The 24,961-nt window shown below is 59.7% G+C and carries 16 protein-coding genes and 2 pseudogenes; 12 read left to right on the top strand and 6 right to left on the bottom strand.

All coding sequences use genetic code 11. The features are described from left to right. Positions 1-41: 41 nt before the first annotated feature. Positions 42-1,037, bottom strand: a complete 996-nt coding sequence (locus AC0L3E_RS32005) for a glycine betaine ABC transporter substrate-binding protein (RefSeq protein WP_473606564.1) — start codon at positions 1,035-1,037, stop codon at positions 42-44. 193 nt (positions 1,038-1,230) lie between these two features. On the opposite strand from AC0L3E_RS32005, the gene AC0L3E_RS32000 reads away from it, so the two are divergent. From AC0L3E_RS32000 to AC0L3E_RS31960, 9 genes and pseudogenes are all read left to right on the top strand, one after another. Then, positions 1,231-2,694, top strand: coding sequence for a glycerate kinase type-2 family protein (locus tag AC0L3E_RS32000; protein WP_473606563.1), 1,464 nt, complete (start codon positions 1,231-1,233; stop codon positions 2,692-2,694). A 2-nt stretch (positions 2,695-2,696) separates the two neighbouring features. Continuing rightward, positions 2,697-3,971, top strand: coding sequence for a phosphopyruvate hydratase (gene eno, locus AC0L3E_RS31995; protein ID WP_473606562.1), 1,275 nt, complete (start codon positions 2,697-2,699; stop codon positions 3,969-3,971). A gap of 56 nt (positions 3,972-4,027) precedes the next feature. Continuing rightward, entirely contained in the window at positions 4,028-5,149 is a 1,122-nt protein-coding gene (locus tag AC0L3E_RS31990; protein ID WP_473606561.1) for a tyramine oxidase subunit B, read from the top strand. Between the two features lie 59 nt (positions 5,150-5,208). After that, positions 5,209-6,164: pseudogene (nadA, locus tag AC0L3E_RS31985) on the top strand (quinolinate synthase NadA). Beyond that, positions 6,161-7,692, top strand: a pseudogene (locus AC0L3E_RS31980) (L-aspartate oxidase). Before nadA ends, AC0L3E_RS31980 begins: the two co-directional pseudogenes overlap by 4 nt. Positions 7,693-8,604: 912 nt before the next feature. Further along, a complete protein-coding gene (locus AC0L3E_RS31975) occupies positions 8,605-9,756 on the top strand; it encodes a cysteine desulfurase family protein (protein WP_473606560.1) in 1,152 nt (383 codons plus the stop codon). A 39-nt stretch (positions 9,757-9,795) separates the two neighbouring features. Next, positions 9,796-10,725 (top strand): DUF4007 family protein, encoded by a 930-nt coding sequence (locus tag AC0L3E_RS31970; RefSeq protein WP_473606559.1) that lies wholly within the window; start codon positions 9,796-9,798, stop codon positions 10,723-10,725. After that, positions 10,722-14,057, top strand: a complete 3,336-nt coding sequence (locus tag AC0L3E_RS31965) for a hypothetical protein (protein WP_473606558.1) — start codon at positions 10,722-10,724, stop codon at positions 14,055-14,057. Before AC0L3E_RS31970 ends, AC0L3E_RS31965 begins: the two co-directional genes overlap by 4 nt. Then, the gene (locus AC0L3E_RS31960) at positions 14,054-14,899 is read left to right on the top strand and encodes a phosphoadenosine phosphosulfate reductase domain-containing protein (RefSeq protein ID WP_473606557.1); all 846 of its coding nucleotides are present in this window, start codon (positions 14,054-14,056) and stop codon (positions 14,897-14,899) included. Before AC0L3E_RS31965 ends, AC0L3E_RS31960 begins: the two co-directional genes overlap by 4 nt. 52 nt (positions 14,900-14,951) lie before the next feature. Here the strand turns inward: AC0L3E_RS31960 and AC0L3E_RS31955 are convergent, their stop codons facing one another. The 5 genes from AC0L3E_RS31955 to AC0L3E_RS31935 form a co-directional block, all read right to left on the bottom strand. Beyond that, positions 14,952-15,863 (bottom strand): phospholipase D family protein, encoded by a 912-nt coding sequence (locus AC0L3E_RS31955; RefSeq protein ID WP_473606556.1) that lies wholly within the window; start codon positions 15,861-15,863, stop codon positions 14,952-14,954. Next, positions 15,863-17,686, bottom strand: coding sequence for an ATP-binding protein (locus AC0L3E_RS31950; RefSeq protein ID WP_473606555.1), 1,824 nt, complete (start codon positions 17,684-17,686; stop codon positions 15,863-15,865). The genes AC0L3E_RS31955 and AC0L3E_RS31950 overlap by 1 nt, the downstream gene beginning before the upstream one ends. Then, positions 17,676-19,283 (bottom strand): DEAD/DEAH box helicase, encoded by a 1,608-nt coding sequence (locus AC0L3E_RS31945; RefSeq protein ID WP_473606554.1) that lies wholly within the window; start codon positions 19,281-19,283, stop codon positions 17,676-17,678. The genes AC0L3E_RS31950 and AC0L3E_RS31945 overlap by 11 nt, the downstream gene beginning before the upstream one ends. Positions 19,284-19,416: 133 nt before the next feature. Continuing rightward, positions 19,417-20,274, bottom strand: a complete 858-nt coding sequence (locus tag AC0L3E_RS31940) for an SIR2 family NAD-dependent protein deacylase (RefSeq protein ID WP_473606553.1) — start codon at positions 20,272-20,274, stop codon at positions 19,417-19,419. Then, positions 20,274-21,326, bottom strand: a complete 1,053-nt coding sequence (locus tag AC0L3E_RS31935) for a GmrSD restriction endonuclease domain-containing protein (RefSeq protein WP_473606551.1) — start codon at positions 21,324-21,326, stop codon at positions 20,274-20,276. The genes AC0L3E_RS31940 and AC0L3E_RS31935 overlap by 1 nt, the downstream gene beginning before the upstream one ends. A 1,249-nt stretch (positions 21,327-22,575) precedes the next feature. Here AC0L3E_RS31935 and AC0L3E_RS31930 point away from each other — a divergent pair. From AC0L3E_RS31930 to AC0L3E_RS31920, 3 genes are all read left to right on the top strand, one after another. Then, positions 22,576-23,313 (top strand): SDR family NAD(P)-dependent oxidoreductase, encoded by a 738-nt coding sequence (locus AC0L3E_RS31930; protein WP_473606550.1) that lies wholly within the window; start codon positions 22,576-22,578, stop codon positions 23,311-23,313. A 106-nt stretch (positions 23,314-23,419) separates the two neighbouring features. Next, entirely contained in the window at positions 23,420-23,896 is a 477-nt protein-coding gene (locus AC0L3E_RS31925) for a N,N-dimethylformamidase alpha subunit family protein (protein ID WP_473606549.1), read from the top strand. Then, positions 23,841-24,961 (top strand): N,N-dimethylformamidase beta subunit family domain-containing protein (locus tag AC0L3E_RS31920; protein ID WP_473606548.1); only part of this gene is annotated, 1,121 nt, incomplete at its 3' end. The genes AC0L3E_RS31925 and AC0L3E_RS31920, both read left to right, overlap by 56 nt.

Below are 24,961 nucleotides of genomic sequence, written 5' to 3'. Positions count from 1 at the left end.
CAGACCTCAACGCGATCCGAAGCCTCCGCATCGTTAGTTGTTTATTTGGCCGCCGCCTTGATCTTCTCAGCAACGTCAGCCGGGATCCACTTCGTCCAGACTTCAGGCATGTTCTGGATGAACCACTTCGCGCCGTCCTCGCCGTTTGCCTGGTTCTCCGTCATCCACAGCATCACCTTGCCGACCTCGGCTTGGCTCCAACTCCGCTTCGCGAAGTATTCTTTTGCTGGAGCTACGTCATCGCGTTTCAAAAATTTCCCTGAGGCCAAGGTGATTTCTTCGGCCGTCTTCCAGTAATTCGGCTTTGGATCCGGGCAATCTTGCTTCGTGGTGCAGCGCACCCACTCTGCATCGTCGTGTGCAGCTTCGAGCCTCACCATCGGATACTTCACGAGAAGGGATGTCGGAGCCCAGTACGCCGCGATGAAGCCTTTCTTGCTTTCATAAGCCCTGGCGATTGCACCATCGAGCGCCGCCGCAGATCCGCTTGGGATGAGAACAAACCCCTTTTTGTCGGCCTCAAGGGCCTTGAACAGCTGCGCCGTCACCACCGTGTCGCCCCAGCCTTGTGGGCCCTGGATCACGCTGCCCTTGGAAGGATCTTCAGGAGACGGAAACAGTTCCGGATGCTTCATGGCGTCCTCGACCGTCTTGATGTCGGGGTGAGCGTCGGCAAGATATTTTGGAATGTACCAGCCTGAGACCGAGCCATCGCTGATTCCAGTGCCAATTCGGCTGACACGCCCCTCTTCGACGCCTTTGGCGTAGAAATCGCCCAATAGGCTCACGACCACTGACGGAGCAATGTCGGGCTGACCCTTCTCGATCATAGAAGTGACGGTTGGAACCGTGTCACCCGCAACGGTCGTTGCGTTACAGCCATAACCATTATTGAGGATGAACTGATCAACATACGCATTCGCTTCGGCCGACTGCCAACTGAACAGAGCCAAGCTGATGTCGCCGCAAGCAGCATGGGCGGCTCCGGCGCTCATCAGAACCCCGACCGTAGCCAAGGAAAGCAAGTACTTTCTCATCCGACGTTCTCCCATTGTCCGTGGACTTGTTTTGATGATCCACCGCAGTGACGCCAGTTTAGTACTCCGGTTGATCCACGCATCAACGCAGAAAAGAATGGAGCTCAGATAAACTGGCTTTATAGCTGACGAGATTCTATCGCCGTACCGGGCACAGTTTGAAAGTGGTACCTGATGGCCGTTCGCGACGGGATTGATCCCGGATGCGGGCCGCATTCGTTGCCCCTACGTCGTCCCGAGTGATCAGATGAAGAAGATAAGAAACGCCGAGCAAATCGTCGCGCAGGGTGACGTCGCTTCTAGGAAGCTCGTGCTCGAGATCGCCGACCGGACGCTTGAGAAGCTGGACAGCTACAGGCGGATCCGCAGCATCATGCGGATGGAAGGCGACGTGCTGCACATCGGCACACGCTCCTGGGACCTTTCGACTAAGCGCAACATCTACCTTTTTGGCGCCGGCAAAGCTTGCAATCACATGGCGATGGCGGTGGATCACGTGCTCGGTGAACGCCTGACGCGCGGCATCGTGATCGTCAAGATCAGCGAGGAGACTGACCATTTCAACAAGACGGAAGTGTATGTCGGCGGGCACCCGTTGCCGAACGAAGAGGGATTCCGCGCCTCCAAGAAGATTATCGAAGTGGTCGATCAAGCTGGGCCGGATGATCTGTTCATCGTCGTCATAAGCGGTGGGAGCTCCGCCCTGATGTCCTGCCCGATTGACGGCATTTCCCTCCAGGATGAGATCGACACCACCGACGTGCTATTGAAGTCCGGCGCGGGCATCTACGAAATCAACGCCGTCCGCCGCCACATCTCGGCACTGAACGGCGGGATGCTGGCAAAGCGCATCGAGCAGGTCGGGGCCGAACTGATCGGCTTCGGCATCAGCGATGCGGTCGGTTCTCCGGCGACGGGCGACATCGCAGTGCCGTATGCCGCCTACAAGAGCACGCCGATCGGGCCAGATGCTACGACACTCGACGATGCCCGTGCCACGATGGTCAACTTCGACGTCGTCGACCGCCTGCCGAACAGCGTGGTGGACTACCTGATGAACGCGGGTCCGGACAAGGAGACGCCGAAGGCTTTTCCCGACAACACCTATTTCCTGCTGAACACGCTGCCGGACTCCTGCATTTATGCCAAGCAAGTCTGCGAGGAAATGGGCATTCCTGCAGTCATCGTCAGCTCATTCCTGGAAGGCGAAAGCCGAGACGCAGGAACCTTCTTCGCCTCGATGGCGCGGGAAATGCAAACCTACGGCAATCCGGTCAACCCGCCCTGCGTGCTGTTGAGTTCCGGGGAGGTTACCACGCAGATAGCCGACAACAGTCTGATCAAAGGCCATGGGGGGCCAGGCCAGGAAATGACCGTGAGCTTTGCCATCACCGCTGCCAAGACCAAGGGGGCCTGCCTGCTTTCAATCGACAGCGAGGGCACTGACGGCACGGCGACGGTGGCAGGTGGTATCACCGATTCCAGCAGCTTGAAGGCTGCCGTCGAAAAGGGCATCAGCCTCTATCAGGCGCTGCGCGAACACAGCTGCTTCGAGGCGCTATCTGCCATCGGCTCGACGGTCTTCACCGGGAACACCGGCACCAATCTCTGTGACCTCAACATCCTCTATGTCCCGGCGATTGAGGAGTCTCGGTAGCCATGGACGACAGGATTACATCGGTCCGGGCTCAGCAGATCATCGACTGCAAGTGCCGGCCCGCCGTGGAAGTTGAGATCCGCACGGAAAGCGGCGCAGGCGGCCGGGGCGCAGCTCCCACCGGAACCTCGGTCGGCATGCATGAGGCCTTCGTTCTGCGCGATGGAGATCCGGCGAGCTACAAGGGCCTCGGCGTCCACAAGGCCGTCGCCAAAGCAGTGAACGTCATCGGCCCGGCGTTGATCGGCATGAACGTGTTCGACCAGCGCGCCATCGACCAGAAGATGGTCGAACTCGACGGCACGCCGAACAAGCACAATCTCGGCGGCAACACGATCTATTCAGCCTCAATCGCCGCCTTTCGTGCGGCGGCGGACGCACGCCGGATCCCGCTTTACAAATACATTGCGGGCAGAGACATACGCACGGTGCCGGTGCCCTGTTTCAACCTCGTGAACGGCGGCCGCTACGAGGGGTTGACACAGGCGTTCAACGAATTCCTGATCGTGCCCTATGGCACTGACAGCATAGACTTGGCCGTCGAGATGACGGTCGCCGTGTTCCAGCAGCTCTCCGAAGTCCTGACGAAACATCTCGGTCGGAAGCCCCAAATCGCGAGCTCCTATGGCTACGCGGCCCCCTCGGACGACCCGGAGGTGATCCTATCGCTGATGGACCAAGCTATCGACGCCTGCGGCTATCCGGGCCGCATTGCCTTCGCCATCGATTGCGCCTCCAGCGAAATGTACGACCGCGATACCGGAACCTATCTGCTGAAAGGCAGGCGTGTCTCGGCTGACGAACTGATCGCATATGCCAAAGGGCTCACCGACAAGTTCGATCTCGTTTTCATCGAGGACCTGCTCGATGAGAACGATTGGGACGGCTACAGCAAGGCGACCAGGGAACTCACCCGCACAATTGTTCTCGGCGACGATCTCATCGTCACAAACCCTACCCTGCTCAAACGCGCCTACGAAACCCGTGCCGTTGACGGCTTCGTCCTGAAGCCCAATCAGGTCGGCACGATCTCGGAGGCCATAGATGCTCATCGGTTTGCCAGCGAACACGGCATGATCTCGGTGCCGTCAGGCCGTTCCGGCGGCGTCGTCGATGACGTGGTGATGGATTTTTCCGTCGGTCTCGAGGTGCCCTTCCAGAAGAACGGTGCGCCGCGTTCGGGAGAGCGCATCGAAAAGCTGAACTTCCTCATGCGTGCCAACGCGGCAAGCCCCGGCTGCCGCCTCTATGACATCAAGCCCCTGCTCCGCTTCTGACGCCGCCCGCGACAAGGCAGGAACACACTCATTCAATCATAGAAGAGGTTGCCTCCATGTATCCCAGGATCGATTTTCGCTACCTTTCCGAGCCCGACATGATTGCCGCTGGCGTTCAAGAGGCTCAGAGCTGCGTTGACGTATGCGAGGAAACCTTCAGCCTCCTCGGCAAGGGCGACTATTTGATGGGAGGCGCCAACCACAACAATCATGGCCTGAACATCGTCTTTCCGAAGGAAACGAAGTTCCCGAATATGCCCGTGGCCGGACCTGACCGTCGTTTCGCGGCCATGCCTGGATACCTGGGTGGACGGTTCGATGTCTGCGGCAACAAATGGTATGGGTCGAACCATGCGAATGCTGAAAAGGGGTTGCCACGTTCCATCCTGACCATGATGCTCAACGACAAAGACACTGGCGCGCCGCTGGCGCTGATGTCGGCGAATCTTTTGAGCGCCGCGCGCACGGGGGGTGTGCCAGGCGTCGCGGCCAAGCACCTAGCCAACAAGGAAGCACGTGTCGTCTCGGTCGTGGGCTGTGGCCCGATCAACAAGGCCTGTTTTACGGCAATCATCACCCAACTGAGGGCCGTTCAAAAGGTGGTCTGCTTTGACCTCTTTCTCGAAAAGGCCAACGAATTCGCAAGCTGGGTAAATAAAGAATATGGCATTCAGGCCATCGGGGTAGACGAGACAGAGGCCGGGTTCCGCGATGTTGACGTAATCACCATAGCCGCTTCACGACTCAAGCCGCTTCACTTCAACGACGAGTGGATCAAGGCCGGCGCGACCATCCTGGTGTCTGGCCCTTTCAACACGGACGCGTCGTTCCTGACTGAGGCCAAGATCGTCTACGACCACACGGCCTTGCAGGAGGCCTATGTCGAGGATGCGATCGCGTCCGGCAATAAGGAAGCTTACTATAGCAGTGTTATCGGTGGCCCCTTCTTCCGTCTCATCGATGCCGGCAAGCTGCCGGCCCTCAAGGATTCGACGGGCCTTGGCGACGTCGTCAACGGTGAGAAGCCTGGCCGAGAGAGCGCGGAAGAGCGCGTGATCTTCATCGCCTGCGGCATGGCGGTCTTCGACATCAGCTGGGGTTTCGAAGTTCTTCAAAACGCTAAGAGCAAAGGAATCGGGCAAGTCCTAAACCTTTGGGAACGGCCAAGCCAAGCTTAGCTTATTCCATTTATTTCCAGTCTGACTATAAGTGGAGGCGCAACTGATGTGCGTTACCTATGGCCGCGTCTCTCTATGAACGCGTCCGACGAGTGATCCCGCCGATCGAATGGCCGGTCTTCGTCGAGGACATCGACGCGATCCTGGAACTGAAGCGGCAGCGCAACGCGGTCATCCTGGCGCATAACTACCAGACGCCGGAGATTTTTCACTGCGTGGCTGACATCGTCGGCGACAGTCTGGCGCTGGCCCGCAAAGCAATGACGGTCGATGCCGAAATCATCGTGCTCGCGGGCGCGCATTTTATGGCTGAGACCGCCAAGCTGCTCAACCCGGACACGACGGTGCTCATCCCGGATCTCGGTGCCGACTGTTCGCTGGCCGAGTCGATCACCGCCGAAGACGTGGGCCTGATGCGGCAGCGCTATCCGAGCGTTCCAGTGGTGACCTACGTCAACACCTCCGCCGCGGTGAAGGCTGAATCCGACATCTCCTGCACCTCGGGCAATGCGCTCGCGGCGGTGAAATCGCTCGGCGCGCCGCGTGTGATCATGCTGCCCGATGAATATCTGGCGAAGAACATCGCGGCGCAGACCAAGGTCGAGATCATTGCCTGGAAGGGGCGCTGCGAGGTGCACGAACGCTTCACCGCGGCCGACATCCGCGAGCTGCGTGCGGCCCATCCCGGCATCAGTGTCCTTGCCCATCCCGATGTCCGCCTGGAGTGGTGGCGGAAGCCGACTTCGCCGGCTCGACGGCGGCGATGTCCGCCTATGTCGCACGGCATAGGCCGGCGCGTGTGGTGCTGATGACGGAATGTTCGATGAGCGACAACGTCGCGGTCGAGCATCCGGACGTGGATTTCGTGCGCCCCTGCAATCTATGCCCGCACATGAAACGCATCACGCTCGCCAACATCCGGACCGCGCTCGAGGAGAACCGCCACGTCGTCACGATCGCTCCAGATGTCGCCGAGCGCGCCCGGTGGGCGGTGGAGCGCATGCTCTTCGTATGAGGGCGGACATCCATGACATTGGCGGGGCGCCAGTCATTCATCGTCGGTGCTGGTATCGCCGGGCTCATGACGGCGCTACAGTTGGCGCCGCAACCCGTCGTCCTTCTGTCTGGAACCGCGCTCGGAACCGAAGCCTCGAGCACCCTCGCGCAGGGCGGCCTCGCAGCGAGCCTGGGGGAGGACGACGGCCCCGACCTGCACCTCGCTAATACACTTGCTGCCGGCGATGGGCTTTGCGACGAACAAATGGCCAGGCGGGTGATTGAGGCTGCACCTCAAGCCATCGAAAAACCTCGTCCGCCTGGGCGTTCCCTTCGACCGCTCACTAGACGGGCGGCTGCGGCTGAGCCTGGAAGCGGCGCATTCGCGTCGCCGCATCGTGCACGCCGCCGGCGACGCAACCGGCCGTGAGTTGTTTCGGGCGCTACTCGGCGTAGCGCGGCGAACCCGTTCGATCACGATCATGGAAGGCATGACAGCGCTTCGCCTGGTTGTCGCGGAAGGCAGCATTGTAGGGGTGGTGTCTGCCCTGCACGGCGGCGTGTTCGCATTGCCCAAACGCCGCGTGGTGCTGGCCACCGGTGGTATAGGCGGCCTGTTTTGCGATACAACCAATCCGCTCTCCTCATTCGGGCACGGCCTGGCGCTGGCTGCCTGCGCGGGCGCGGAACTAGCCGATCTGGAATTCGTGCAGTTCCACCCGACCGCGCTCGATGTTCCGCGCCGGCCAATGCCGCTTGTCAGCGAAGCAGTGCGCGGCGAAGGCGCGGTGCCGATTGATGAGCACGGCCATCGCTTCCTGGCAGACACGCCCGGGGCAGAACTCGCATCGCGCGATGTGGTTGCGCGGGCGATCTCCGATCAGCTCGCCGCCGGGCATGGCGTCTATCTCGATGCCCGACATTGTCTCGGGCAGAAATTCGCAAGACGCTTTCCGGCAATCGACGCTATTTGCAAGCATGCCGGCATCGATCCGGCGGTGGAACCCATTCCCGTGCGGCCCGCTGCTCACTATCACATGGGCGGAGTAGCCGTTGACGCCGAGGGCGAACTTCCCTCACCGGCCTGTGGGCCTGTGGCGAAGTCGCATACACAGGACTGCATGGCGCCAACCGGCTTGCCAGCAACTCGCTGACCGAAGCGGTGTGGCTGAAAGCGTCACGGCTACCTCTGCGGGTTGGCAGTGGCCTAGGCTTCCGGCAACTGTTCCCATCCGGCCCCACCCTTCACCTATTCGCCCGATTGTGTCGAATGCGCTTGGCATTGTTCGGAATGGGAAATCATTGCGCGACACGGTCGCGACACTGCTGCCGATCTCTGTCGGCGAGACGGCCGCGGCCGATCCGGCCCTGGTGGCACTGTTGATGGTGATCGCCGCCCTTCGGCGCGAGGAGAGCCGCGCTCCCACTATCGATCCGATTTCCCCGGGCGCGATGCCGCCGCCCTTCCTTCACGACGACTGACGCTCTGCACAGCTTTTGAGAATGCCGTCACGCTTAGATGGCAAGCATCCGACCGGAGCCGTTGACATGATTTCGCTTGCACCAGTTCCTTAGATCATCATGGCCCGTCGTGCGTTGTGCCCTACTGGAAGACCTGGGCAGAGCGAGTGACATCACGAGCGATGCGATCGTCCCCCGTCGATTGCAAGGCTAAAACGCCCGCGTTTGGGTGCGGTTTTATGTATTCGCGCGTGATCATCACGATCATCCAAGCGTGTCCATAGCTGCGCCAGTCCATTGCGCTCGGTGGCGCGCCCGAGCGCCGCGTGCTTATCAGTGACCGGGAGAGCGACATCTACGAGCTCTATTGCACCGCGCAGGCCGAACAGACAGACGAGCGGCCTGCCGATGCTGCCCCACACGATCCTTCTCATCGCGTCTATGCGCAAGTTGCGGCGGGGGGACGTCATCGCATGTGGTTGATCAGGACGAGACCACCTGGCTGCAGGTGAAGTTGGCTGGCATCCGTACCACGCTTCTAAACCGCGCGGAAAGAACTTCGACTGGCAAGTTGGTCACTAGGTTTGACCCAAAAAACTTGCCTGATGCGAGTGGTGCCGCAGCCGTGCCGTCGACCGCGCCGTTACCGCCGCCGGCACAGCAAGCGGCAGCCGCCGTCGGGGGGTTGTAAAGTCTGCCCGGCAATTGCGAATGGAAGACCCACTTCACGCGCCGGCTTCGGCCCTCGATCTTTTCGATCTGCGCGCGCAATAATTCGACGGCGGCATAGGACCGCGCGTTCCTCCTTGACCTCCGAGAGGGAGTTCAGCATCATGTTCTCTATCTGTTCCGGATTTCATAGTCAGGAGTCAAGGCGGAATTGGGCGGGGCTAGACGCCTCACTTCTGCAGACGACCGTCCGCACTGCGTTGGTTGTCATTGAGATCATCGCCGCCGGACGATTTGCACGATAAGCTGGGACAGAATCGAGAAGTCACATGAGCGAAAACACGACTCTTCCTGTTTACTTGGATGGCCACGCGACGTCGCCGCTGGCTCCGGAAGCGGAGACAGCGATGGCGCCCTGGTGGCACCGCCGTGCTGCCAATGCTCATTCTCCTCATCGACGCGGGAGTGAGGCGGCTGCCGCAGTAGAGCAGGCCCGCGTCGAGGTGGCTAACCTCGTTGGAGCCGCCCCGCAGGAGATTGTGTTCACTTCGGGCGCGACGGAATCCAACAATATTGCGATACTCGGCGTTACCGAAGCGGCCGGTCGCGCCGGCGACACACGTCGTGAAATCATCGTCTCAGCGATTGAGCACAAAAGTGTTTTGAACGCGGCTAGAAGTCTCGAGGAGCGCGGCTTTCGTGTTCAGGTCTGTCCGGTAGGAAACGATGGTCGGCTCGATATCATTGCATTCGAGCGTATGCTGTCGGACAGAACGCTTCTGGTCTCCGTGATGGCCGCTAATAACGAAACCGGGACTGTCCAGCCGATCGATGCAGTGCTTCCCATGGTCCGGGCGGTCGGCGCGATGATCCATGTCGATGCAGCTCAGCTCGTTGGCAAGCTCGCGATGGATATCGCCGATTACGATTACGCCAGCATATCGTCGCACAAGATGTATGGGCCGGTGGGTGTTGGTGCCCTGTTCACATCTGCGGCCGCGCAATATCGCCCACGACCACTGTTTCATGGCGGAGTGCAGGAGGCCGGTCTTCGTCCGGGGACTTTGCCGACACCGCTTATTGCTGGCTTTGGCGCAGCGGCGAAGGTCGCGGCGAACAGACTGGAGCAGGATGGCGCCCATGCCCGCGCCTTAGCCAACCGCCTTGTTGCTGGTCTGGAGGCGCGCCAGATTCGCTTTCGAAGGAATGTACCGAATGAACATCAGTTGCCGGGAAGTTTAAGTTTAGGTCTCTTGGGTGTAGACGCGCCGTCCTTAATCGATGCCTTGGCAGATACGGTATGTTTGTCAGAGGGGTCGGCTTGCACTAGCGGTCAAATCCAACCTTCTCACGTACTTACCGCAATGGGTTTTTCGGAGGCAGAAACTCGCGAAACTATCCGTATCTATTGTGGTCGATATAACGACAGCTCGCAAATCGACTACGCTGCGACCGCGATCGCCGACGCGGTTTATAGTTGACCCTTGCGCCCTGGACCGCTCCTCCAGTAAGGTCCTCGCATGAAAGACGCGCTTACCGATTCTAATCTGCGCCTGCAATTCGCAGGTCACGAAACTTTCCCGCTTCGCCTGCTTTGGCTGAAGAAGGCCTTCGACGCCGTCGCGTATCATGGGGCAGATCGCAGAACATTTCAAGAACAGTCGGCGATCGCGCAATTTGGTGTGGGTAAGAATATGGCGCTCGCCATGCGTCATTGGGCGTTAGCGACGGGCATGCTGGCGGACGAGGACGGCTCGCTCGTTCCAACTCCCTTGGCGTGGTTGCTGCTCGACAATCGAGCGGGCCTCGATCCCTTTCTGGAGGACCCGAGTACACTTTGGCTGGTTCATGCTGCCCTGGCGGGAGCACCGGAGCAGTCGACAACGTTTTTCTTCGCCTTCAATATATTGAATCAGGCGGTGTTTGATCGCGAGGGGTTGGTCGAGGCGATCCACGATCTGGCGAAGGTGCGCGGTGCGCGCGCGACGGCGGAGACCGTGAAGCGCGACGTTGAGGTATTCTTGCGCAGCTATGCCCCGCGCACTGGCGACGCGGGCGAGGATGCTGCTGAGCCGCTGCTGGCCGAGCTGGCTTTGATCCGCGAATCTCGGCTGGCGGGCCAGTTCGAGTTCGTGCGAGGCCCAAAGCCGAATCTTCAGGACGGCGTCTTTGCGCTGGTGTTGAAGCGGTTCTGGGCGCGGTGGCATCCGGATGCGCCCACTTTATCGGCCGAGCAGGCAAGCTATAGCCCGGGGTCGCCTGGCCGGGTGTTCAAACTTGATGAGGATAGCGTCATGGCGCGTCTGGCGAAGATTGGCGAGGTTACGGGCGGTGCGATCATTTGGACGGACACCGCCGGTCTTCGACAGGTTTCAATGACCCGCAAACTCGCTACGATTGACGACAAGGCACTCGTCACATCCAGTTATCCCTACCGGAGGGCCGCATGACGACCCTTACGGAGATCGTGCGCGTTGAGCGCCGTTTCGCGCTGTCGGCACGACTTGATTCCGACCTGACGGGGACTCCGCCGTTGACCGGCTATGTTCTCCAGCCGAGCGTACGAAAGTCCCTCGAAGCCATGGTCGCCGCCATCGCGGATGGCGGTCAGCGGGCGTTTACCTGGACAGGCCCATATGGCGGGGGCAAGTCGTGCGCGGCTCTTCTCGTGGCTAACTTGGTTGCAGGCGCGCCCGAGCAGCGCAAGATTGCGCGCGAGATCGCAGGCGAAGAACTAGTAGCGCAATTCGGCCGTGCGTTCGTTGCCAAGGATAGGCATTGGGCCGTCCTAGCCTTGACGGGGCGCCGGGCTAGCCTTGCGGGCGACCTCGTCGCTGCGGCTACAGACGCGTTCAACTGGACGAAGACCACTCGGACAGCGGTCGAGGCGGATGATCGCGTCTTGATTGCGCAGCTTGAAGCCGAGGCGAAAAAGCGTGGCGGCCTCCTGCTCATTGTTGATGAGCTTGGCAAGTTCTTTGAGCATGCAATCGCCGAGGGCGGTGACGTGCATCTGCTTCAAGATCTCGCCGAACGCGCTAGCCGCTCCGAGGGCAGGTTGGTGATCGTTGGTGTGCTGCATCAGTCCTTCGAGCAATATGCGGGGAAGCTCAATCGCACGGCGCGCGACGAATGGGCCAAGGTGCAGGGCCGTTTCCAGAACGTGCCCTTCGTGGCCCAAGCCGATGAGGTTGCGGCGCTCCTGGCGCGAGCAGTCACCAGCGATCGTACCCCAGCTGCGGCCGAGGTCTTGGCTCGGAAGACGGCCGAGGCGGTCTCAGCGCGCCGTCCGGTTGATGCCGACAGTCTGGCAGACGCCTTGCGGCAGGCGTGGCCGCTGCATCCCGTGACCGCTCTCCTGCTCGGCCCCGTTTCTCGCCAGCGTTTCGCTCAGAACGAACGCAGCGTGTTCGGCTTCCTGTCGTCTGCAGAGCCGCATGGCTTTCAGGCGCATTTGGCGGCGACCGACGCGCGAGCGGCTGATGCCTGGTTCGGGCCGGACCAGCTATGGGACTATCTGGTCGCAAACTTTGGGTCGGCACTGTCGGTCGGTCCGGACGGAGCCCGGATGACGCTGGCGATGGAGGCGGTTGAGCGGGCGGCGCTTCGCGGGGCGCTCTGCGCCAAGCTGGCCAAGGCGGCCGCGCTTATCGAGTTCTTCCGAAACGGCTCCGGTCTAGCGGTTGCCGACGACTTCTTGCGCTTGTGCGCGTCCACAGCGACGACGGCGGAGGTCGATGCTGCGCTGGCGGAACTGGTCTCCCGGGCGATCTTGATCCGACAACCGCGGCTGGGCGGTTACGCCCTATTTGCTGGCAGCGACTTTGATCTCGACGAAGCGATCCGTCTGGCGAGCGAGAAGCTCGAAGCAGACGCCCTGACGGATTTGCCGGTTCGGCTGGGGATCGGCCCGATCGCGGCGAAGCGTCATTATTTCGAAACCGGCGCGCTGCGCACGTTCGATGTCTTGCTGCAGTTCGGCGAGAACGTCCCCAAGGACTGTACGCCCTGGGCGGCGGCCATCGCGGCGCGTTTGACCCGGACCAAGCGGCGTGCCAGCGGTGTGCTCATCTTGTTATTGCCTGACGCTTACACGTTTGAGGCTAAACCCGAGACGGCTGCGAAGGTGCTCGGAAAAGCGTTAGAGGATGCCGGGGTTCTTGCCGCCGTTGCTACGGCAAAGAACATCTTCATGCTGCGTGAGCACGCGACGGATCTTTACGCGGTCGACCGTATCGAGGCATCTCATCCTCAGTTGGAAGGGGACCGCATCGCCCGTCGCGAGCTGTCCGCTCGCCGATCACATATCACGGACGCGGTCCGGCGTGAACTGCTAGACGCATTCGCCACCGCGATCTGGTGGCGGCTCGGCGAGCGCGACAAGCATCTCGACGGGCGATCTCTCAGCGTCGTCGCGTCGGCCGTAGCCAGCACGGCGTTCTATGACGCGCCGACCATTCAAAGTGAGTTGCTTTATCGGGATCGCCCGTCGAGTAGCGCCATGGCTGGTTTGCGCGCCTTGGCGCATGCCATGGTGTCCAGATCTGGGGAAGCGGATTTGGGTATAAGCGGGTTTCCGGCGGAGCGGGGTCTCTATCTCACCATCCTGGAGCCGTTCGGGCTTCATCGGCAGGACGATGCTGGGATTTGGCGGTTCCAGGATCCCAATGGCGAAGCCGCCGGCCAGAGTTTGCGCCCAGCCTGGAAGGTGCTCGCCACCGCTCGACGCTTGCCGCTCAACGAGCTCTACGACAAATGGAGTAAGCGGCCCTATGGTCTCAAACGCGGGGTCATGCCGGTCTTGGTTCTTGCCTTTCTCATTGCGCACCGCGCCACGATCGCCGTCTATGTCGATGGGCTGTATCAGGCTGTGATCGACGATGTCTTCGTGGATAGGATGCTGCAGGAGCCCAAGGCGATCGAGTTCCGGCGCGTCGTGCGTTCGAAAAAGGATGATGCCTTCATTCTTGGGCTTGCAACGTTGCTATCGCGGAGCGGCGCGGCAGTTGAAGCCGAGGCCTTGCCGGTTGCGTCAGCGCTCTTTCAGCGCTTCCACGCGCTTCCGATATGGGCGCAGCGCACCGTGAGCTTGCCTCTTGCTGTGACGCGGGTGCGCGACGTCATTTTGAAGGCGAAAGATCCCGAAGCCCTGTTATTTGCCGATCTCGCTGAGGTCTTGAAGGATGAAGTCGATCCCGCAGTTGCGATCGCTAAGGCGTTGGCGGCGTCCGAGACCGCATATCCTAGCATGCTCGCGGCGCTGAAGAGTGCGCTCGCCGATCACCTCGGCGTAGACATAGACACGTTCGAAGGACTAGGCTTTCGGGCAGTCACCGCCGCGGGGGTCACGGCCGACCTGCGTCTGGATGCCTTTGCCATGCGCGCGGGTGCCTTTGAGGCCAATGAAGGCGATATCGAGGGTCTGGCGAGCCTGCTAGTCCATAAGCCACCGCGCAATTGGTCCGACCGTGAGCATGAGCAGGCTCTGTTCGAATTGGCCAAGCTCTCGCGGCGCTTCCGCGAAGCGGAGACCTTTGCTGGCGTGAAGGGTCGGGCGCCTACGTCGCAGGCGATATCAGTGATGGTCGGCCTCAATCCGAAGGAGCAGCCGGTCTTCCATACTTTTGAAGTGACGGACAAGGAGCTTGCGCAAGCCGAAAAGCTTGCGGACGATTTCCTAGGGCGAATGCGCGGACGCAATTTGCGGCCGACCGTCGAGTTGGCGGCGTTAGCTCGGATCGTCGAACGGCTGTCTGTAGAGGAAGCGACGGAGACTGCATGACTGATATTCGCGAGCGTCATATTCTCGGCATCTCTGGTGGACGGGATAGCGCCGCCTTGGCGGTCCATATGCGGCAAACTCGACCGGATTTGGATTTGGAGTATTTTTTCACCGACACCGGCAAGGAACTGGCCGAAGTTTACTCCTTTCTGGACCGTCTTGAAGGTTTTCTGGGGCGGCCGATCACGCGGCTTAATCCGGATCGGGATTTCGATTTTTGGCTCAAGGAATACAAGCATTTCCTTCCGTCGCCGCGCACCCGCTGGTGTACCCGTCAGCTCAAGCTGCGGCCCTTAGAGCACTGGCTCAAGGATGATCTCGAAGCAGGCGTTGTCGTCCATTCCTATGTCGCGATCCGAGCCGACGAACCTAACCGAGAGGGCTACCAAGCTACGAACGGCAACATGGTCGTGCATTTTCCTTTGCGCGAAGCCGGTATTGATCGGGCCGGAGTGATTGACATGCTGGAAAGTGCCGGCGTCGGCGAGCCTGACTATTATCAGTGGCGGACACGATCGGGGTGCACCTTTTGCTTCTTTCAGCAGAAGATCGAGTGGGTCCGACTAAAACGCGAGCATCCCGACGCCTATGAAGATGCCAAGCGATACGAGAAAACCGCCATTGAGCACGGCTCACCCTTTACCTGGAGCCAGGGCGAGAGCCTTATCGACCTTGAACAACCCGATCGGATCACAGCGGTCGAGTTCGAGTTCGAGCAGCGGCGCGCTCGCCTTCTGGCGCGGCGGCGCGTGAACCCCTTGGCAGGCGACAAGACTCTGACCGTTGACGATTACTACGGCATCGACGAAGCCTCGGCCGGCTGCGTGGTATGCCACAAATAGCTCGGGCATGATCGGAAATAGGGCACGAAAGCTTATTCCTTGATAGGATCGTCTACTCGCGGCCGGCTCCAGGACGTAGCCGCGTGACAAAGGAGTGTGGCGCGATTTCGTACTTATCCCGGAGAAAATAGATCAGCCATTCGCGCACGATCTGCCAACGCGCCGCAGCACTCATATCGGACGTTCCGACGAGTGTTTGGATCAGGTCAGCGGCGGCCGCGTCCGAGAGGTCGCTCTGAGCTGCTCTCAGAACGGTGCGGACAGCAGGCATAGTGGAAAAGCGCTCAGCAACCCGCGTGCGAAAAACCGCTTCGTTCAAGTTGGGCTCAATGGCAAGCGCTCGAAGGTCATGATCAGCCGCTTCGATGGCTGAAGACGTCAGTCTCTCCCGAGCCGAGGGTATATAAGCGGCGTACAATCGTTCGGGGGCCGCCAGTTTGGGCAGCCAGGGTTCGGCCAGCGCCTCATCAACCGGCTTGCCCGCAGGAAGAGGCGGTCGTTGCAATCCATCCACGACCGCTTGAATTGCTGCGCGTTCCTCGGCGGTTGCCAGACGCGCCGCAGATAATGCGAGCCGACACCGCAGGACAGCCTCGTCGTCTGACGGGACGGGCATGAGCAGCTCAAGGTTGGGATCGTCGCACCAGCCGAGTGCCGTCGCGGTGAGATTTGCAGAACCGGCGAGGAGCAGATTGTCGGAGGCATAGAGTTTGGCGTGCAGATTGTCGAGAAGCCGCATCGTGACGCCCGGCCGGCCGGCGGCGAGGTCAAACACGGTCAAGTCGCTCACGCCCGCGGCGACTTCCTCAGCATGCCAACGCGTGACGATTTCCACGGCAACATGGGGACTGATAGCGGCGAGCAGGCGCTTAGCGACGCCCATCTTGATGAAAGGTGCGCAGAGCAGCACGCTCGTCTTCGCCCGCGCCAGATGGGCGATGAGCAGATCGCCGTCACGCCGCATTAGTCGAGGCCCGAAATGTCGACCGGATCAAGGAAATCACGAGCAAGCTTGCCCCAGCTCTCTCGGACCCTTTCATACCGCGCTTGGTTTGGTGGATCCTCACGCTCCATACGCGCCCAAGCCGCGAAGAGAAGTTGGACGGCTTGGCCTGCTTTCAGCAGACGATCCTGCAACTCGGTACTGGAGAGAGTATCGAGATCGTCATCGGCGGAAACTGTGTCAAAGACCATATCAAAAGCCGGATGCCGGCGATTGAAGACCACCTCTGTGAGTGGCCCGCGTGCGACAACGGTGAAAAGCTCGGACGATCCCCCAAGGGCTTTGTCGATGAAAACGACCTTCAGGTCGCCGGATACGACCCGCGCAACAATCTCCGACGTATCCTCGGCGTTGCGTCCATCCTCGGTTAGGTCGTCCGAAAGCTCGTTCAGATCGTCGGTCGAGGGCGCAGCATCCCCGTCAGGTAAGGGGTTAATCCCGTCCCGCTGCTTCCAGCGTTTGTTGGCCTCTTCGGTCGGGTCGCCATCGGTGTGGCGCTTGCCGCCTTTCCGCGTTCCCTTGGCCTGAATCTTAATTGTGTTTCGAAGCTGGGAAAGGTTGTTCTTGATGGTTTCGCTGAGATAGAGAAGCACGCCTTTCGGGTCCCCCTCATCCTTCAAACGCGCGACAACCTCGGGCATGGTCTCGCCGGGCTCCGCAAGATCCTTCCAGTCCAGGCTGGACAGTTCGTTGAAAACCGTCGCAGCCTGCTTGTTGTTCGTGACGCCAAAGATTTCATCGAGTGCGGCGGGGAACTCTACCTCGCACCCCCACCAACGATCGCGCGGATCGTACTGAATTGTCCAGGATCGGTCGAGCATTAGCTCCCGGCCCTCCCGCATGACAGAGACGCCGATATTGTTGGCTGCGTCCTTTCCATAAGCGGTGTCACCGCGATTCACCGTGCCAGCGAGATCGAGCGTGATATCCTTGGCGACCGAGTAGCGGGTCTGGACCTGATAGGTCTTATCATTGACCTCCACCGTGACCGGAACGCTGAAAACATCCTTGAACATGGGTTCTTTATTGAACGGCGCCGGCATGGTGGGGGCCGCAATCAGGTACATCGGATCGTTGATTGTGACCGCATCGGACTCCAGACAGCCGTCCTCGCCACCCACCAAACGGATGTTGAGACTCCCATCGCCCACAAACCTGCGATGGATACGCCCGAGCAGCCACCCGGTATTCTTCAATGTAGCCTTGGCCCCCTTCCACGTGAGCCGATCCGGGCTAAGTTTGGTCCAGACGACCAAGGTGCCGCTATGTCCCAAGCTCAGCGCCCGATCGCGCCATTCGACCGGAACCGCCGACGGTTTCGGGATAGGCACGTCCCTGCGCAGCCGGTCACGAATCTCCTGGACATCGAGGAAGCTATGGAGCGCATTGTCGGGCCCGTTCTGCCAACTCCAAACGTCGAGCCTTCCGGCTTGCGAGATGGAGGCATTGGGCAGGCCCATGCCGAACCGACCGATGCCGGAGCGATCGTTTAGGCGCGTCCCATTGCCGAATTGCAGCGCTTTGCGCAGCACCACCGCATCCATCCCCAACCCGTCGTCGAGCACTGCGATCTTGGTGAGCCGCTTCCGCTTGCGGTCCGCAAGTTGCACCTGCTCCTCGATGCAAATGATTTCGATGCCCTTGGCTTCGGCCTGGACAGAATTGTCGATCAACTCCGCCAGAGCATAAGCGGTGTTCTTGTAGCCGCTGTCTCGCATCGCCTGGATTGCGAGATCGGCAGGAATGAAGGACGCGTCTTCGATCGTGGTCTCGTCAGTCGCCATGCCAGACGTCCTCCCAGTTAAAGAATGCCTCGGCGATATCTCCGAACCCAGGATAGGCGGGATCGTGGACAGTGAGGATTTCGCAGTTGTCGTTGCCGCCGGCCCGCGGCCCGCGTGTGGCCCGACCGACCATTTGGCTATAGAGCACAAGGGATTTGGTCGGTCGCGCGATGATGGCTGCGCTCGTGCGCGGGGCATCGAAGCCGGTGGTCAGTACGCCAAAATTACAGATTACCTGCGGCCGGGAGGTCGCACTCTTAAAGGTCTTCAGGATCGAATTTCGCTTAGTGCCAGGAGTTTCCCCTGACACTACGGCGGACATGATACCATGTGCAGCCAAACCGCTAGCCATGTCTTGAGCATGCTCGACGCTGACCGCGAATAAGATGATCCGCGCATGGCCGCGATCGATCAGTCCCTTGGCCGCATCGAGGATCGCAAGGTTCCGGGCGGTGTCGGCGGCGAGCTTGTCCAAAGTCTCATCGGCATAATCATCGAGCCTCGCCAGCTTCTTCAACTCTGCCGGGGACGGCCGTATGGCGGGCGAGTATTCAATCTGTTGAAACGTAGGTCGCGCCAAGTAGCCGTTATCTAGTAGGTATTTGACGGGATTGGGATCGTCGCCTATCTCCAGCACGACCTTCGAACCGCCGAAGAAATCCGAAAGGGCCTCGTCGGCGCCCATATCATTCCAGGACCGCCCCGGAGTGGCGGTCAAGCCGAGCAAGGCGCCTTCTCCTCCCGCGCCGCATAAACCTTCGATCACCTCCCGATAGGTCGGTGCCACGGCCTGGTGGGCCTCGTCCATGATGACCAAGCGAACCTTGGCCGCCAGCTTCAGGAAAGCCAAGCCGTCGCGTTCACGCCATGCATGTAGTTTGGCGAGCCCAGCGATGAGAATGCCATCCGCCATATCTTCTGGCGTTGGTGTGCGCGCGCCCCAGAAACGGCGAAGCTCCAGATCACGATTGCCCAGCGAGGACCAAGCCGCCTCGAAGGTCTCGGCGGCTTGCTCTAAAAGTTCGCGGCTGGTGGCGAGCCAGACAACTATACCCGGCTCGAATTCATTCAGTGCGCGGGATAGCAGGTGCATCGCAGTTCGCGTCTTGCCGGAGCCGGTGGGCATGTGAATGAGCGTTCGACCAAATCCGCTCCCAACACGTGTATAAGCTCGTCGAACCACAGATCGCTGATGGGGAAAGAGAGAGAATGATGGCTGGATCTCTTGGCGGTTTAGAGCAGTCGTTCCAGCGGCTGTATCCTCGCCTTGCAAGCCAAAAAAGCCACTAGCGATGGCCCAAGGCCGGAGTGCCGTGAGATCTCTAATGTCCAGCGCATCCTCTGCGACATCGACCCCTCCTTGAGTTAATCGGTTTTTCAATTCCTCGAGTTTACCAGGATCCAGATTTCGCAGCAGGGTCTTCCTGATTTCGACATCCGAAACGGCTTCTTGTGCGCGGTCTTGCAGAGCGCGCTCTGCCGCAGCGAGAAGAGCAGAACGGTCGCCCTTAGGCTTTGATGGAAGAAGGGGAAGCACGCGTGGGCCAACGATCATTTCAAGGTCGCGCACGGTTAGGCGACCAAGCAAACGTTCCAAGCTTTGCCCTGGAGAAGCTCCCGCATAGCCCCGCTGTGAATCGAACACCAAGATTTATTGCCCCTTTCTACGCGACTGGCCACAAGTCTACCGCTCGGCTTTTTGACCATCAGCATTATCCCATCCGGAATGATTACGCCGAGGCGTGTAAAGCCTGAATGAACTCAGTGACTTCCTTGTACTTATTGGCCTTACTAACAGGGATCAGCTGTACCTTCATATCTCGGAGCCAGCGATCTTTCTCGACATTAGTAATATCTTCCTCCGCCATCAACGCGAAATGGCTTGGGCCTGAGGTTGGGGAAAAAGCATCGGCGATGTAACTCAAGAGGAGCTTGATTTCGGGGTCAGTCATGGACGCGCCGACAAAGACGATCGTGAACATCGTGAACATAGCTGACAGCAGGCTTTGGTATGCGCGCTGCCGATAGATTATATTCCGGTAGTCGACCTCTGTCAGAATGATGCCATTGCCCACTCTGGATGCGTCTCCATGCGCCTTGAGAATGAAGAATTCGCGCTTTGACAACCTTCGCTGTACTTCGCCCGTGTCTGTGAATGTACAAACCGAGACATCGTACATACCAGCGGCGCGATAAGCCTGTTCGATGACGATGTCGTAGTTGGTCGTCAGAACGAATTGAAGTCGGTCAGCTTGGGTCAGTGAGCGATGAAGGTCGGTGGGCTGGGGCTTTGGCGCCATGAATGTTTGATCGATAAACTCATCGAAATAGGCGGACATGTCCTCTTTCAAACTTGCTGCAATCATCAGATACTTGGCGGGGTCTGAGACAAGCTTTCGATACTCGGCAGCCTTGTCGTCGCCGATAACGCGATGGGACTTGGCCACGTCGATCATGTCACTAAGGAACTTGCCCCAAGTGGGGAGGCCGGCCCCGACAGAGGCACCTGCTCCAACAAGTACCGCGCATCTCTTGTCCCTATACGCGGCCTTGAGATTGTCAGGAATTAGGTTGGAGTCGTACGCCATTAGGGTCTCCCGTCAATGTCAGGGCAGAAGGCCCACAATGCCGCGGCGCGGATGGCTAGGTTAGCGGCTGTGCCGCCCTGAAGGCGGAACGCGTTGATGTAGTTGTAGAGGTGCCGGTCCAACGCTCTATCCCTGCGCCGGCCTCGAATTAGTACCTCGGGAGAGCTATTGTATTGCCTGCGGCGGGTCTCAAATGCCTCATAGGCGGCGGCAAGCCTGACCGGGTCAACCTGCGCATCCGCGGCGTGTCGTTGCATGACGAGCCAACACAGGTCGACGAAAATCCACTTTTGGGTAATCCTATAGTTGGCGAGTTGATTAACCTGAGCGAGGACGTTCAACGCGTCGCCAATTTCTGCGGAGAGCTCAAGCACCTCGGCCGCGCGATCAGGGCCGTATTCGACGATCATCGCTCGGAGATCTGGTGCTTTGATGTCCCGAGTGCTGCGGTATGCTGCTATAGCGAAGGCGTGTGTCGCGTAGTCCTGACGCTTGTAGCGAGCATCGGGGATGCGGCTATCAAGGAAGAACTCGTGGGACGTCGCGATCACGTCAATGACGTGTCGCATAGGCCCACCGAGGGCATTCCGCAACTCGGCAGGATTCAGTGACACACCCATCTGCAGTCGGGAAAATAAGTTCGTAATCTCATCCTGGCTGGCTGACTCGATGTCCGCGATGCTGACAACGAAATTGTCGAACCGGCTGCGAAGATGGGCGTCGAGTTCGGCGTAGCGCCGACCAGCGACAAGGCTACCGTCGATGGGCTGCAGCGCTTCAGGATGGTCAAGCACGAGTTTGCCGGCATGAAATTCCCAGATCGCGCGAAGGCGCTGCTGCCCGTCGACTGCATCGTAAGTATGGAGTCCACCGGCCGGAAGAGCGCGCAGATACACCTTCGGGATGTCCATCCCCCGCAAGATCGAGTCAATGAGGAGAACTTGACGCGGGGACTTCCATGCTGGGCCACGTTGCCAGGCCGGATTTAGATTGATCTCTGCCTGGTCACGGACAAGTCTTTCCACCTTCCATCGGCGTTGCCGAATTCGCATTCTGAAACTTCCCCCCCCGAATGCTTCCGCCGTCTGGCGACCCTTGGTGGCCGTCGTGGAGCATCCGCTATTGTCTCGCCGGTTTTGCAGCCGAAGATCTGGCCGGTCTGGCAACTTCACTATCAACTCCAGCCGGCCGCCGATTACTTCGACGTAGTTCCGTAGCGTAGACAGATACATGTGGAGCCGGGGCGCTTCAATGGCTGCCTTCTGAAATTCCGGCGGAAAGAAGAAGGTCGCTGAGCCGTTCTGACCAAAACAGAGAGCTACTACTCGGACTAAGGATAGGGCATCGCATTAGGAACTATGCCTATGCCGAGGGGAAAGGCGGCAATGAGGCTCCGAGTTCCGATCACCCGAACAACAATCGGGACGACCACGTTGCGGTCCACCTGTGACAGTCGATATCAACCCAGCTTGCAGTCTAAGCTTCAGCCTTGTACCTTGATCCAGTTGCTCTTTGTCTCGGGCGCCTGCCCTGCTCAGTGCAAAAGAGAGCCAAGCAGCCGAGCGTCTCCCACCCGATCCAGAGGCTCCACAACGACGGCTACCGGTCTCCTCACCAAAGACAGCGATAAGACCGGCTGACCACTTTTCTGCGACTTTGCCCTGGCTGTCACTTCTTGGCCTGTCGCGGCCTGGCCAGACATAAATTGAGTTTACCACCAGCTAAAATTTTTAGGCATTCTACTGTGGGCGGCTGATCCCCTATCATGAGTTTCATGGTCAGCAAGCTCCCCGTATCGGCGGTGTAGCTCGTTCTTTACAGTTACTCCGGCGCCGCAGTGTGGATTTGAGGGGACTGACACTGCTCCATTCCCGGGCCGCAAAGGCGACGGTCCGACGATTCCACTCCACACAGCGGAAAAGGTATGAGTTTAACTATAAAAGGATGTTTGCCGGGTCGGATTCCGAACCCTATTCTCATCCAAATTCGAGGCAAAACCATCGGACCATGAAGGCCGTTGGCGTCGATGTGCGACCCTCGCTCGCATCGGTCAGGAAGAGCTCTCCAGACTGCCTTTTGGCGTTATAGAGGGCGGGCTGAACAATCGCGGTCTGCAATGCTGACATCGAGAAGCCGAGCATGGACGCCATGCCCCGCACATGGCTACAACGAAGTTTATCCATGCGGCGGTCGGGCAGCCAATGCGGCGGCGCTCGGCAGGTTTCGGAGCCGAAATGAGTTCGTTCGTTTCTCTCCCCCCATGCGAGCGCTTGTCTAAGTTAAACGTTGGAAGGAGCAACGATGAAGAGGTTTGAAGGTAAGGTCGCCCTCGTGACGGGTGGGCGTAGCGGCATTGGGCTCGCTACCGCCCGACGTCTTAGGGACGAGGGTGCATGCGTCTTCACAGCGCAACGGGGTGAGGACCAGGAATTCGAAGCGATCGCGATCGATTTCGCGGCTCCGGCCGAGGCGGGCCGTGCGGTCGAGGCCGTAGTCAACCAATCCGGGCGGCTGGATGTCCTGGTGAACAACGCTGGAATGATGCAGGAGGCGCGGGTCGAGGAGATGAGCCTGGCGGATTGGGAACGCACGATGGCTGTCAATCTGACCACACCCTTCATGCTGATCAAGGCGGCCATGCCTCACTTGCGGTCGGCGGGCGGCACTATCGTGAACGTCGGCTCAATCGAAGGATTGGGTTCCAATCCGAAACATGCGGCTTATTGCACGTCCAAAGCGGGTATCCACGGCCTCACCCGGGCGGTAGCGATCGACCACAGCGGCGAAGGTGTCCGTTGCAACGCAGTGGCACCCGGCTGGATCGACACTGACATAAACGTGGATTTCATTCAAAACCTACCCGATCCAAAGGGCTTCCGCCAAAAGGTAGGAAAAATCCATCCGGTAGGCCGCACCGGGAAGCCGGAGGAGGTCGCAAGCCTGATTGCTTGGCTCGCATCACCGGAGTCGTCCTTTGTCACTGGACAAGTGTGGACGATAGACGGAGGCCGAATGGCTATGCTGAGCCTGCCGCAGTAAGTGGCAGCGTAACGAAGCTCTGGACACCATCGACGAATCGATCGACGCTGCGCTCGAAAGTGAGCTTGCTCCGGCAAAAACGGTTGCTCAGGCCAGGTGAGAACTCATGAACTTTGCAGATCCCTTCGAGGCACTTGCACTGGCCAGTGAGTTCCGTCGTGCACCGTTCGGGCATCACAGCCCGAACCTGCAGAAGCTTCTGCGCATGTTTCGCAGTGTTCCGATCGCCGGAAAGCACGCCTTGCTCGCAATCCGGCCCAATCGGAGCTGGATGCTCGTCACCCTCACAGGGATCCCCGGCCGACGCATCACAAGACATGAGGACATTGTCTTCGAGGACCTGGCGGAGGCGGAGTGGCACGTGTTCCGCCAACGCTGGCGTCAAATTTTGGAACTGAGCTTCCGGATGGGGCTGAAGCATGAGGACGCTGTCTGGTTACTCAAACGTTATAAGCGCCAAGCCGGGCGACACCGTCGAATTCAAGGTCAGTTCGCACGGCCCCGCGTCGACCTTCTCGGCTCGTCTGGTGCGGCTCATCACTACCGAGGAGCATCCGCGCACCGCCGGTTTGATCGAACGTGAAGTCGATGCCGCGTTCAAGGGGGAATATCGCGCTCGACGGCAGCCAATCCACACTGGGTCTTACGGCTATGTCGAGCATGCGACCGCGTTTTCCGGAGTGGAGGATTTCACGTTCCAGACCTGGCTGTGGCCAACCCTGCTTGGGACCAAGCGTCAAACAATCGCCGGTACTTGGGACGAGAGCCGCAGCTTGGGTTTTGCCATCGAGATCGACGAGATGGGTCGATTGACGTTCCTGATCGGCGATACCACCGCCAATTTGATCACGCCCTTGCTTGAGCGGCAGTGGGTCTTCGTTGCGGCCAGCTACAGCGCAAAAGATCGCACGGTGGTGCTGCACCAGAGTCCCCGCTGTGACATCGGTGATCTCGGCTCTGCGGAAACCCGCAAGTTTGATATTGCCGCCTCTCATGGGAACGCTGCGCAAAGAAATTTCTTCATCGCTGCCCACAAAGCGTCGGCTGGCGACGGACTGTTGTTGGCGGGGGGACATTACAACGGGAAGATCGACTCTCCTAAACTTCACGCCTGCGCCCTTTCCGTTGAGGAGATGGCCTCGCTTGGCAGCGGCGGCGCAGTCGACCGGCTGAACAAGTGTGTTTCGGCCGCTTGGGATTTCAGCATCGATCAGGGCTCGGAGGTCTTCAAGGATGTTTCGGGCAATGGGCGAGACGGTCGCCTGGTCAACATGCCTACCCGGGCCATGAAGGGTTACAACTGGACCGGGAGATTCCATGACTGGCGAGCCGCGCCAAGTGAATATGGTGCCATCCATTTTCACGACGATGACCTCTATGACGCAGGATGGGCGACCGACTTTGCCTTTACGATCCCGAGCGGGCTGGAAAGCGGCGTTTATGCCGCGCGCCTCGACGCTCAGGATGCAAGTCCGGCGTATGTGATCTTCTTCGTGCGGCCGCCCAAGGGCCAGGCCACTTCTGATGTGGTCTACCTGGCCTCTACCGCGACCTACATGGCTTATGCCAACCAGTCGCTCATTGCACGCGACCCGCTCGACGAGATGAGCATGGGCAGCCTTCTGGTGTTCGGAGAAGACGATGTCTT

It is taken from the genome of Mesorhizobium sp. WSM4822, from assembly GCF_055811155.1.
The sequence above is the reverse complement of the archived record's forward strand: the minus strand, read 5'-3'. Positions and strand labels throughout refer to the sequence as shown.